The sequence below is a fragment of the Pseudomonas sp. lyk4-R2A-10 genome (assembly GCF_030209075.1).
In the GTDB taxonomy this organism is placed as follows: domain Bacteria; phylum Pseudomonadota; class Gammaproteobacteria; order Pseudomonadales; family Pseudomonadaceae; genus Aquipseudomonas; species Aquipseudomonas glycinae.
Genome location: NZ_JARVSR010000011.1, coordinates 410,731 through 422,750, shown reverse-complemented (window position 1 = coordinate 422,750; position 12,020 = coordinate 410,731). Strand labels below are relative to the sequence as shown.

Below are 12,020 nucleotides of genomic sequence, written 5' to 3'. Positions count from 1 at the left end.
CGATGTGCTCCTCAATTTTTTATATAAAAAACAATGGATTCGCCTCGTGGGGCCAATCTCATAAAACGGGTCGTGGCCGCCCAAACGGCCAAAGGCTGATCAAGATACACAGCAGGCTGCGCCCACACAAGACGCCAAAAGTCGGAGAAACCGGCGCCCGCCGCGACCTTGCGACGCGGTTCCCCAAGTCGCAACCCCATCATTAACTGTCGCCTGACCGCATTTTTCCTACAGTCAATAAACGGCACCCGAGGTTCGCCCCGGGTGCCCCGCCCCACGCAGAAAACCTTAGCCGGTATTTCGCAAACCGGCGGCAATCCCCGCCACAGACACCAGCAACGCCTGTTCCACCGGGCTGCCCTGCTCGACATTCTGCTGCCGCGAACGCGCCAGCAACTCGGCCTGCAATAGATGCAGCGGGTCGAGGTAGGTGTTGCGCAGACGGATGAATTCCAGGGTGTCTGGGCTATGTGCCAGTAGCTGCGACTGACCGGTCAGGCCGAGGACAACGGAACACGCCTGCGACAATAGGTCGCGTAAGTGCGCACCCAACGGCAACAACTCCGGCTCCACCAGACGCTCGTCGTAGGACAGCGCGATATCGGCGTCGGCCTTGGCCAGCACCATTTCCAGCATGTCGATACGGGTGCGGAAGAACGGCCACTGCTCGCGCATCTGCCCCAGCAACTCGCCTTCGCCGCGCTCCAGCGCATTGTTCAGTGCGGTTTCCCAGCCGAGCCAGGCCGGCAGCATCAGGCGCGTCTGGGTCCAGCCGAAGATCCACGGAATCGCCCGCAGGCTCTCGATGCCACCGGCACGGCGCTTGGCCGGACGGCTGCCCAACGGCAAGCGGCCCAATTCCTGCTCCGGTGTGGACTGGCGGAAATACTCAACGAATTGCGGGTTCTCCCGCACCACCGCACGGTAAGCAGCGACGCCGTCGGCGGCCAGTTCGTCCATCAAATGCCGCCATTCCGGCGTCGGTGGTGGCGGTGGCAACAGGGTCGCTTCGAGCACCGCCGCCAGATACAGATTGAGGTTTTGCTCGGCGATGTCCGGCAGGCCGAATTTGAATCGAATCATTTCCCCCTGCTCGGTGGTGCGGAAACGTCCGGCCACCGAACCCGGCGGCTGCGACAGAATCGCCGCGTGCGCCGGGCCGCCGCCACGTCCCACGGTACCACCGCGACCGTGAAACAGCAGCAGTTCGACTTGCTGCTCGCGGCAGATTTCCACCAGCCGCTCCTGCGCCCGGTACTGCGCCCAGGCCGCCGCAGTGGTGCCGGCGTCCTTGGCCGAATCGGAATAGCCGATCATCACTTCCTGCGGGCCTTGCAGCCGCGCACGGTAACCCGGCAGCAGCAACAGGCGCTCGATCACCGGGCCGGCGTTCTCGAGGTCGGCGAGGGTTTCGAACAGCGGCACCACGCGCATCGGCCGCAGTACGCCGGATTCCTTGAGCAGCAATTGCACCGCCAGCACATCGGAAGCGGCACCGGCCATGGAGATCACGTAGGAGCCCAGCGAAGCGCCCGGCGCGGCGGCGATTTCCTTGCAGGTGGCGAGCACTTCGGCGGTGTCGGCCGAAGGTTTGAAATGCGCCGGCAGCAACGGCCGACGGTTTTGCAGCTCGCGAGTGAGGAAGCTGATGCGCTGTTCTTCGTCCCACTCCTCGTATTTGCCGAGGCCGAGGTAATCGGTGATTTCGGTCATGGCCGCGCTGTGACGGGACGAATCCTGACGTACATCGAGGCGCACCAGGAACAGGCCGAAGGTCACGGCCCGGCGCAGGCAATCGAGCAACGGCCCGTCGGCAATCACACCCATGCCGCATTCGTGCAGCGAGTTGAAACACAGCTCCAGCGGATCGAGCAGGTCGCGGTTGTTGTGCAGCACATCGGCAGGCGCCGGCGTGGTCGCCGTCAAAGATGCATGGGCCCAGTTGCGCGTGGCGCGCAGCCGTTCACGCAATTGCTTGAGCACCGCCCGATACGGCTCGGCACTGTCGCCGGCCCGGGCCTTGAGCGCGTCGCTGGCCTGCTGCATCGACAGTTCGGCGGCCAGGTGATCGACGTCGCGCAGGTACAGATCCGCCGCCATCCAGCGCGCCAGCAACAACACTTCGCGGGTCACGGCAGCGGTCACGTTCGGGTTGCCGTCACGGTCGCCACCCATCCACGAAGCGAAGCGGATCGGCGCGGCTTCCAGTGGCAAACGCAAACCGGTGGCCGCAAACAGCGCCTGATCGGCCTTGCGCATATGGTGGGGAATCGCCTGCCACAGCGAGTGTTCGATCACCGCAAAACCCCACTTGGCTTCGTCCACTGGAGTCGGCCGGGTGCGGCGGATTTCTTCGGTGTGCCAGGCCTCGGCGATCAGGCGTTGCAGGGTGTTGTGGATCTGCTCGCGCTCGGCCGTGGTCAGGTCACGGTGATCCTGAGCCGCCAGTTGCGCGGCGATCGCGTCGTACTTCTGGATCAGCGTGCGCCGGGCCACTTCGGTCGGGTGCGCGGTGAGCACCAGTTCGATTTCCAGCCGCGCCAGTTGCCGCGCCAGGGATTCGGCGCTGTGCCCTTCGTTGCGCAAGCGGGCGAGCAATTCCGGCAGTACGCGGGACTCGAACGGCGCAGCATGGGTCTCTTCGCGGCGATGGATGAGCTGGTATTGCTCAGCGATGTTCGCCAGGTTGAGAAACTGGTTGAAGGCCCGCGCCACCGGCAGCAGTTCGTCTTCGCTCAATTGATTGAGGCTGGCGCTGAGTTCGGCGTCCATCGAGCCACGCCGGTCGGCCTTGGCGCCTTTGCGGATCTGCTCGATCTTGTCGAGAAACGCCTCGCCGTACTGGTCACGAATGGTGTTGCCCAACAGCTCACCGAGCAGGTGAACGTCTTCGCGCAAGCGTGCATCAATATCGGTCATCAGCATCTCTCCAGCAGTAATCGGTGACGGATCGCAAGTGAGTGGATGAACAGAGAGTGCCGCTCTGGGACGCTTCTTACAAGCAGACGACGAAGGGACTTTAAACCTTGAGGGTTGAAGCTAGTCTCAAGGGTAAGCCGCACAACGGCTTGCCGCCGGCTGACGGCGGACACTCACCAAGACCTGCCATGAGCAGGTGCGACATGAGGTTTTTATGAAAATCCGTGAACTCGCCCAGCATTGGGAAGAAACCGCCAAGGGTCGCCTGACCGACACCGGCTACACGATTCATCTGGATGTGGAAGCTGCCGCACGCCTGGCGGCAATCGCCGAGATGTACCCCAAACGCCACGCCGAAGAACTGCTCGGCGAGCTGATCGGCGCCGCCCTCGAAGAGTTCGAAGCGAGCCTGCCGTATGTGAAAGGTTCGACCGTGGTCGCCACCGACGAGGAAGGCGATCCGCTGTATGAGGATGTCGGCCCGACGCCGCGTTTTCTCGCCCTGTCGCGGCGTCATCTGCATGACTTGTCGGCCGCTGCCGGCAAGCAAAAACACTGATCCCTGATACTTCAAGACGGTGGGAGATGGTTTGCCTCGATGGCGTCAATTCAGCCACAAACGGGTGAATTTAATGGCCTCATCGCTGGCAAGCCGGCTCCCACAGGGACTGTATTGCCCCTCCGCTTTTGCGCCATTTTTCGCCCGCGCGTACCTCTCTCCCCCGCCAAAGTTCCCGGTTTAGAGCCCTGTCCGTTCGGTCAAAGTTTTTTTTGGCGATGGGCCATCTTTTCTGAACTTTTGAAAAATGCCTTCGGTCGGAACAGGTAACCACGCCTGGAACGAGCGTTTCAAAACGCGCTGACACATGACGGTTGTCACTCCTCGACCAGGATGGATTTCGAAGCTTCCAAGGAGTTAACCAATGGAGTTGAAGACCATGAAGACCCAAACCTCGTTCTCCCACCTGCGCGGTCTGAAACTGGCCGCTCTGGCCATCGGCACCAGCTTCGTACTGGCCGGCTGCGCCGGCAATCCACCGACCGAGCAGTACGCCGTGACTCAATCGGCGGTCAACAGCGCGGTCAGCGCCGGCGGTACCGAGTTTGCCGCCGTGGAAATGAAGCAGGCACAGGACAAGCTGAAACAAGCCGAAATCGCCATGCACGACAAGAAGTATGACGAAGCCCGTCGCTTGTCCGAGCAGGCCGAGTGGGATGCCCGCGTTGCCGAACGCAAGGCTCAGGCAGCCAAGGCCGAACTGGCTGTGAAGGACTCCCAGAAAGGTGTTCAGGAACTGCGTCAGGAAAGTCAGCGCCCAGTGCAGTAAGCGCGCATCCCGACCGCAAGGCTGAAACTCTTATCGATATAAAGGACGAACGATTATGCGTAAACAACTGATGATCCCCGCTCTCCTGGCCGCAAGCGTTGCCCTGGCTGCCTGCTCCACGCCGCCCAACCCGAATCTGGAACAGGCACGCACCAACTACGCCGGCCTGCAGGCCAACCCGCAGGCAAGCAAGGTCGCAGCGCTGGAAACCAAGGACGCCAGCGACTATCTGGACAAGGCCGACAAGGCTTATCTGGATAAAGAGGACGCCGCCAAGGTCGATCAACTGGCTTATCTGACCAACCAGCGCGTGGAAGTGGCCAAGCAGACCATCGCCCTGCGTACCGCTGAAAACAACCTGAAGAACGCCGCCGCCCAACGTGCCCAGGCCCGTCTGGACGCTCGCGATCAGCAGATCAAGCAGCTGCAGGACAGCCTCAACGCCAAGCAGACCGATCGCGGTACGCTGGTGACTTTCGGTGATGTGCTGTTCGCCACCAACAAGGCCGACCTGAAATCCAGCGGTCTGGTGAACATCAACAAACTGGCACAATTCCTCCAGGAAAACCCGGATCGCAAAGTGATCGTCGAAGGCTATACCGACAGCACCGGTTCGGCGAGCTACAACCAGTCGCTGTCCGAGCGTCGCGCGACCTCGGTGCAGGTTGCGCTGATCAAGATGGGTGTAGACCCTTCGCGCATCGTGGTGCAGGGCTATGGCAAGGAATACCCGGTTGCGGATAACGGCAGCGTGTCGGGCCGTGCCATGAACCGTCGGGTGGAAGTGACCATTTCCAACGACAACCAGCCAGTGATGCCACGTTCGGCTGTCAGCTCGAACTAAGCGTTACGCGGTAACGAACAAGCCCCTCCTGATTTGATCAGGCGGGGCTTTTGTTTGCCGCAGGTTTACTCTTCCAGCTTCTGCGGCGTCTCCTGCCCCATGCAGCGCACGGCTTTTTTCTGCGCATTGACCAGCACGCCGGTCAGGCCTTTCTGTTCGGTGTCGAACAGCACCAGCACGCCATCGATACACTGCGCCACTTGCGGCGCCGGGGTCAGGGAGACTTTGTAGTCTTCGCCGGGAACGGTCTTGAGCATGGTGAAGTCGTTGAGCAGCAACGCATCCTCGGGTTTGGCGAAGTGCAGGTAGCCGTAGTACCACAGGGCGCCGACGGTGCCGAGGATGCTGCAGATGCCGGTGATGATCAGCGGGATGGCGTTACGTTCTTCACTCATTGCGGACTCTCTGGTGGTTCGTCTTCAGAATTCGGGGGTGTTGGATAGTTCGGGATCTCGCCAAGACGGCGCAGGCCGTTGAAGTGTTCGGGATCGTCGAGGTAGCGCAGCATCACCTGACGCCACACCGGATCGCCGAAGGTCTGCACATGCCCGCCCCGGGTCAGTTGCAGCACGCGCGGTGGCGGCGCAGCTTGATACAGACGGATGCCGTTGGAAAGGGGCACCAGCGGATCGTCGAGGCTGTGGAAGATCAGTTTCGGCACGCCGTTGAGCTGCGGCATTGCATTGATCGCGCTGTCGCCATCGGGCACCAGCCACGACAGCGGCACCTGGAACGGCCACGTCAGCCATGAGGTGCTGAGGGCGTATTGTCCGACGCTGCGGTAACTGGCGGGCACACCGTCGAGCACCAGGGCCTTGAGCTGTTTTTGTCTTTCCGGATGTTGCACCAGCCAATGCACGGCCATCGCCCCGCCGAGACTCTGGCCCAGCAGTACCAGCGACTTGCCTTTGACCTCCGGCGCCTTGTCCAGCCAGGCGAACGCGGCATCGATGTCCTGATAGATCGCCGGCAGGCTCGGCTCGCCTTCGGACAAGCCGTAACCGCGATAGTCCACCAGCAGCACTTGATAGCCGTTTTTCGGCAACCACCAGCTCCCGCCCAGGTGCATCGGCAGGTTGCCGCCGTTGCCGTGCAGGTGCAGCACTGTGCCCTTGACCTCGACACCGGACTTGGCAGGCAGCCACCAGGCATTCAGCTTGAGGCCGTCGGCGGTGGTCAGGGTGACGGTGCGGTATTCGAGTTTGGCCTTTTCTGGCGTGAAGATCTGACCCGGCTCGGGGTAGAACAGCAAGGAGCTGCAACCGCCGAGGGTCAGGAGCAGGCAAAGGATGCCGAGGATTCTCATCCGGTGAAACCTCGCGTAATTCGAATTCCCACGCGCAGCGTGGGAACCATCAATGGAGTTACAGGATGTTGGAGTAATCCGCCTCGATCCGGTCCAGGCTCAAGTGATTGAGGAAGTTGGAGAAGCACATCCACGCCGACAACGCATTCATGTCGCGGAACTGGTCCGGCAGGTACTTTGGCGGCACCACCAAGCCTTCGTCCACCAGCTGACGCAGGGTTCGCATGTCCTCAAGCGTAGTCTTGCCGCAGAACAGCAACGGGATCTGCTCGAGCTTGCCCTTGCGCACGGCCAACTGAATGTAGTTGTAAACCATGATGAAGCCCTTGAGATAGGACAAGTCTTTGGTGAATGGCAGACCGGTCGGCGTCGATCCGCGGAAAACCCGACTGGCGTTGCCGTAGCTTTCCGCCATCTCGAAGCCCTGCTCGCGGAAGAACTCGAAGATCTGCAGGAAGTCCGCGCCCTCCTCGACCATGTGAATGGCGCGGGTGCGGTTGGTCAGTTTGCGCAGGCGGCTCGGGTAGGAAGCGAACGCGATGATTTCCATCAGGATCGCCAGGCCTTCCTGGGTCACCGTCGACGAGGGCGGGCCCTTGGACAGGAAGGTGCAGATCGGCTGGTTCAAACCGTTGAGCGTGGTGCCGACGTGCACCAGGCCTTCGTGGACTTCCAGCGCACGCACGTCGCGGTCATTGAACATCGCGTCGGTGCGGATCTTGATGTAGTCGGCACCCGCCGCCGCATCGGCGACGATGCCGTCGGACTCGAACACGCGGATGGTTTCCTCGGCCTCGCCGAACACTTTGTTCAGGCGGGTTTGCAGCAGGTGAACGGCGTCCTTGGCGGTAAGGGTCTTCGGTTCGTCCTTCAGGTCGCCACGACCGTCGATGTTGTTCAGATAGTCCGACATCATCAGGCCAAGATCGGCCAGGGTCGGGTCACCGGCGTGAAACGCATCAGACGCGGCGCCGTACAATTCCTGGGAAATCAGACCGAAATCTTCGGTGCCGCGCGCTTCGAGCATGCGCACCACCATCCGGTATTCCTTGCACATGCGACGCATGATCTGGCCGACCGGGTTGAACTGGCCGAGCTGGCGGGTGATGTCGCGCTCGATGTTCTGGAATTCCAGTTTGACCTTGCTCGAATCGAAAGACAGAGGCCGGTTGAGGTAGTAGTCGCGATCCACCGCCGGCAATTCCTTGCCCTTGGCCTTGAGGAAGCCCTTGCGGATGTTCTCGTCCCACTTGACCGCGTCGAGCACGCGGATCGGCGTCTGCGCCAGCACTATGCGATCGGACAGAATGCGTATCGTCTGCTGGTAATCGTCCACCCGAAACTCCTGTAGAAAACGTGACGAACTGAATTATTTGGCTTTGGCCTGATGCTGATAGCGCGCCGCTTCGACGAAAACGTCGGAATTGGCCGGGTCGTCGAGGTAAGCAAAGACCTTTTCAAGCGGGCTGTCGACCTGCACGCCCTCGCCGTCATCGGTCTGGAAGCCCTGGCCGTCGAGGGCTTTCTGGGCGATGGCCTGGTTGATCTGTTCGAGGTCGAGGTTGTAGATCACCAGCTCGCGCTTGTCGGTGATCTCGAAGCCGGCGATGGTGAAGTGCCCGCCGTATTGCGCCGGCACCTTCGCCGACAGGTACCAGCGGTTGCCGTGGCGCGACACCGTGAACGGATAGGCTTCACGCTCCCGAGGTTTGGCTTTGAAATACGCAACCGCCTGATAGCGGTCGTTGCCCAGGCGCGTCAGCTCCAGATTCATCGGCTCGCCCCAGGCGTTGGTGCTCGACCATTTGCCGAGCAGGCCCTTGGGCGCCGGCTCACTGGCGGGCAGCGGCTCCTTGAAGGTCACCAGACATCCGCTGAGCAGCAGGAACGACAAGGCGATCAGCACGCCACGCCAGGCTTTCATTTGACACTCCCTAGAACCTGAAACACCTTCCCCTGTGGGAGCGGACTTGCTCGCGAAAGCGGTTTCACATTCAACACTTCAGTTGACTGAACCACCGTATTCGCGAGCAAGCCCGCTCCCACAAGGGACCTCCATCGGCTATCAGACCGACGCGAGTACCAGGTGCATATAGCGCGTCAGAATGCCGAGCATGTCCTCTTCAGCCAAAGGCTCGGCGTCGTTGAGCAGGCCCTGATATTCCATCCGTCCGATAATCGCCGTCAACACCTTGGCATCCTGCTGCGGCTCGCGCGAGCCCAATACCTGGAACAACTGGCAGGTGCCCTGCAACAGAATCTGCTGATGGGAACGCACCAGTTCCGCCAGACGCGGGTTGAGCAGCGCTTCCTGGCGGAATGCCTGTTCAGCCATCAAATGCTCGCGACGGTTGACCAGTTGCCGATGCACGTAATCAGCCATCAAACGCGCGATATCGTCGGCCAGTTGCGAACGGGACTCCGGGCTGCCGTCACCGCTGACCACCATTTCGCGCAGCAGGCCTTCGTTGTTGATCCACAGCTTGGCCATGTAGGCCGCGCTGCGTTCGACGTACTGGGCGAAGGTATCGGTGAGCAGGTCATCGATGTCCTTGAAGTAATACGTGGTGGCCGACAGCGGCACACCGGCCTCGGCCGCCACCGCACGGTGACGCACGGCCCGCACGCCATCGCGCACGACAATGCGCATCGCCGCATCGAGAATGTCCTGTCGACGCTGTTCACTGCCCTGCCGGCTGGCCTTGCGGCCCTGGTACTGAACACTTTCAGCGACCGCAGTGGCGATTCCCGCTGCACCCTCTTGAGCCATTGCACCGATCACGACAGGCATACCTCTGTTGTTTTCTTCAAAATTAACCATTTGATACGTTTGTACCAGACAGGCAATAAAAAGCCGCCCATTTCAGGCGGCTTTTTTATTGAAACACTTACGCTTGTGGCCGCATGTGCGGGAACAGGATCACGTCGCGGATCGACGGGGAGTTGGTCAGCAGCATCACCAGACGGTCGATGCCGATACCTTCACCGGCCGTCGGCGGCATGCCGTACTCCAGCGCGCGAACGAAGTCGGCGTCGTAGTGCATCGCTTCGTCGTCGCCGGCGTCCTTGTCGGCCACCTGGGCCATGAAGCGCTCGGCCTGGTCTTCCGCGTCGTTCAGCTCGGAGTAAGCGTTGGCGATTTCACGACCGCCGATGAACAGCTCGAAGCGGTCGGTGACGTTCGGGTTGTCGTCGTTGCGACGGGCCAGCGGCGACACTTCGAACGGATACTGGGTGATGAAGTGCGGCTGCTCCAGCTTGTGCTCGACCAGCTCTTCGAAAATCATCACCTGCAGCTTGCCCAGACCTTCGAAGCCCAGCACCTTGGCGCCGGCCTTCTTGGCGATGGCGCGCGCCTTGTCGATGTCGTTCAGGTCATCGGCGGTCAGCTCGGGGTTGTACTTGAGGATCGAGTCGAACACCGACAGACGCACGAACGGCTCGCCGAAGTGGAACACCTTGTCGCCGTACGGCACGTCGGTGCTGCCCAGAACCAGCTGCGCCAGTTCGCGGAACAGCTCTTCGGTCAGGTCCATGTTGTCTTCGTAGTCGGCGTAAGCCTGGTAGAACTCCAACATGGTGAACTCAGGGTTGTGACGAGTCGAAACGCCTTCGTTACGGAAGTTGCGGTTGATCTCGAACACTTTTTCGAAGCCACCAACCACCAGACGCTTGAGGTACAGCTCTGGCGCGATACGCAGGAACATTTCCATGTCCAGCGCGTTGTGGTGGGTTTCGAACGGCTTGGCCGCGGCGCCGCCAGGAATGGTCTGCAGCATCGGCGTTTCGACTTCGAGGAAGTCGCGCTTCATCAGGAAGCTGCGGATGTGCGCGATCACTTGCGAACGCACGCGGAAAGTCTGACGCACGTCTTCGTTGACGATCAGGTCAACGTAGCGCTGACGGTAGCGCTGTTCGGTGTCGGTCAGGCCGTGGTGCTTGTCCGGCAGCGGGCGCAGGGATTTGGTCAGCAGGCGCACGCTGGTCATCTCGACGTACAGGTCGCCCTTGCCGGAACGGGCCAGGGTGCCTTCGGCGGCGATGATGTCGCCCATGTCCCAGGTTTTCACCGCGGCCAGGGTTTCTTCGGACAGGGTCTTGCGGTTGACGTAGACCTGGATGCGACCGGTCATGTCCTGGATCACCATGAACGAGCCACGGTTGAGCATGATGCGACCTGCAACCTTGACCGGGATCGCCGCCTCTGCCAGCTCTTCCTTGGTCTTGTCCGCGTACTGTTTCTGCAGCGCATCGCAGTAGTTGTCGCGGCGGAAGTCGTTCGGGAAGGCATTGCCCTTGGCGCGCTCGGCAGCAAGCTTTTCCTTGCGCAGAGCGATCAGGGAGTTTTCTTCCTGTTGCAGGGCTTGCGGATCGAGTTGTAGGTCGCTCATGTCTTTAAATATTCCATCACAGGTTCGTTGCCCCCGGGCCTTTCGGCCCGAGGATCGCCAGCAGGCTGGCTCCTACAGGGATCGAGTTGAATCAGCCGATCCTGTATTGCGTTTCTTACAGGCCCGATTTCAGGCTGGCTTCCAGGTATTCGTCGATGTCGCCGTCGAGTACCTTGTCGCAGTCGCTGCGTTCGATGTTGGTACGCAGATCCTTGATCCGCGACGCATCGAGCACATACGAACGGATCTGGTGACCCCAGCCGATGTCCGACTTGGTGTCTTCCAGCGCCTGGGACGCCGCGTTGCGCTTCTGCATTTCCTGCTCGTACAACTTGGCCCGCAGCATTTTCATGGCGGTGTCCTTGTTGGCGTGCTGGGAACGTTCGTTCTGGCAGCTCACCACGGTGTTGGTCGGTACGTGGGTGATACGTACGGCCGAGTCGGTGGTGTTTACGTGCTGACCACCGGCACCGGAGGAACGATAGGTGTCGATCCGCAGGTCTGCCGGGTTGATTTCGATTTCCACCTTGTCGTCGATCTCGGGCGAGACAAAAACCGCGGAGAACGAGGTGTGGCGACGGTTGCCGGAGTCGAACGGGCTCTTGCGCACCAGACGGTGCACGCCGATCTCGGTACGCAGCCAGCCAAAGGCGTATTCGCCCTTGATGTGCACGGTCGCACCCTTGATCCCGGCGACTTCACCGGCCGACAGCTCCATGATGGTCGCGTCGAAACCGCGCTTGTCGGCCCAGCGCAGGTACATGCGCAGCAGGATGTTGGCCCAGTCCTGGGCTTCGGTGCCGCCGGAACCGGCCTGGATGTCCAGGTAGGCGTTGTTCGGGTCCATCTCGTGGCTGAACATACGGCGGAATTCGAGCTTGGACAGGGACTCTTCGAGACCTTGAAGGACTTCGACGACGTCGTTGACCGCGCCCTCGTCGTTCTCTTCAACAGCCATGTCCAGCAGCTCGCGGCAATCGGCCAGGCCACCGTTCAGTTCGTCGAGGGTATCGACGATCTGCGCCAGCGCAGCGCGCTCGCGGCCCAGTTCCTGGGCGTATTCAGGTTTGTTCCAGACGGCAGGATCTTCAAGCTCGCGATTGACTTCGATCAGACGCTCATGCTTTTGATCGTAGTCAAAGATACCCCCGAATAGTTTCGGAGCGCTCGGACAGGTCCTTGATGGTGTTCAGGATCGGGTTGATTTCCATGACGGGCAGCACTCGTTGGCG

General features: G+C 61.0%; 11 protein-coding genes. 3 read left to right on the top strand and 8 right to left on the bottom strand.

What is annotated here, in order from left to right; genetic code table 11:
- Positions 1 to 288 precede the first annotated feature (288 nt).
- A complete protein-coding gene (gene ppc, locus QRN46_RS19025; RefSeq protein WP_201817009.1) occupies positions 289 to 2,919 on the bottom strand; it encodes a phosphoenolpyruvate carboxylase in 2,631 nt (876 codons plus the stop codon).
- Positions 2,920 to 3,133: 214 nt separating this feature from the next.
- Between ppc and QRN46_RS19020 the strand changes: the two genes are divergently transcribed.
- The 3 genes from QRN46_RS19020 to lptF all read left to right on the top strand — a co-directional run bounded on the left by QRN46_RS19020 (position 3,134) and on the right by lptF (position 5,091).
- Positions 3,134 to 3,478 (top strand): hypothetical protein, encoded by a 345-nt coding sequence (locus QRN46_RS19020; protein ID WP_011332654.1) that lies wholly within the window; start codon positions 3,134 to 3,136, stop codon positions 3,476 to 3,478.
- Positions 3,479 to 3,842: 364 nt separating this feature from the next.
- Complete coding sequence (locus tag QRN46_RS19015) at positions 3,843 to 4,247, top strand: DUF4398 domain-containing protein (protein ID WP_011332653.1); 405 nt, start codon at positions 3,843 to 3,845, stop codon at positions 4,245 to 4,247.
- Positions 4,248 to 4,302: 55 nt separating this feature from the next.
- Positions 4,303 to 5,091: a lipotoxin F family OmpA-related lipoprotein LptF gene (lptF, locus tag QRN46_RS19010; protein WP_285356526.1), complete on the top strand. Its 789-nt coding sequence runs from the start codon at positions 4,303 to 4,305 to the stop codon at positions 5,089 to 5,091.
- 65 nt (positions 5,092 to 5,156) lie between these two features.
- On the opposite strand, the gene QRN46_RS19005 is transcribed toward lptF, so the two are convergent.
- The 7 genes from QRN46_RS19005 to prfB form a co-directional block, all read right to left on the bottom strand.
- Positions 5,157 to 5,486, bottom strand: coding sequence for a PA3694 family proteiin (locus QRN46_RS19005; protein ID WP_285356524.1), 330 nt, complete (start codon positions 5,484 to 5,486; stop codon positions 5,157 to 5,159).
- Positions 5,483 to 6,397: an alpha/beta hydrolase gene (locus QRN46_RS19000; protein WP_201817011.1), complete on the bottom strand. Its 915-nt coding sequence runs from the start codon at positions 6,395 to 6,397 to the stop codon at positions 5,483 to 5,485. Before QRN46_RS19000 ends, QRN46_RS19005 begins: the two co-directional genes overlap by 4 nt.
- Positions 6,398 to 6,455: 58 nt before the next feature.
- Positions 6,456 to 7,733, bottom strand: a complete 1,278-nt coding sequence (locus tag QRN46_RS18995) for a flavohemoglobin expression-modulating QEGLA motif protein (protein ID WP_129974054.1) — start codon at positions 7,731 to 7,733, stop codon at positions 6,456 to 6,458.
- Between the two features lie 33 nt (positions 7,734 to 7,766).
- The gene (locus tag QRN46_RS18990; RefSeq protein WP_102686536.1) at positions 7,767 to 8,321 is read right to left on the bottom strand and encodes a hypothetical protein; all 555 of its coding nucleotides are present in this window, start codon (positions 8,319 to 8,321) and stop codon (positions 7,767 to 7,769) included.
- A 141-nt stretch (positions 8,322 to 8,462) separates the two neighbouring features.
- The gene (locus tag QRN46_RS18985; protein WP_011332647.1) at positions 8,463 to 9,167 is read right to left on the bottom strand and encodes a TetR/AcrR family transcriptional regulator; all 705 of its coding nucleotides are present in this window, start codon (positions 9,165 to 9,167) and stop codon (positions 8,463 to 8,465) included.
- 118 nt (positions 9,168 to 9,285) lie between these two features.
- Entirely contained in the window at positions 9,286 to 10,788 is a 1,503-nt protein-coding gene (lysS, locus tag QRN46_RS18980) for a lysine--tRNA ligase (RefSeq protein WP_039769614.1), read from the bottom strand.
- A 115-nt stretch (positions 10,789 to 10,903) separates the two neighbouring features.
- Positions 10,904 to 11,999, bottom strand: a protein-coding gene (gene prfB, locus QRN46_RS18975) for a peptide chain release factor 2 (RefSeq protein WP_102621447.1) whose coding sequence is annotated in 2 segments (ribosomal slippage) — positions 10,904 to 11,926 and positions 11,928 to 11,999 — 1,095 coding nt in all. Because the reading frame shifts where the segments join, the coding sequence is not laid out codon by codon here.
- Between the last annotated feature and the right edge of the window lie 21 nt (positions 12,000 to 12,020).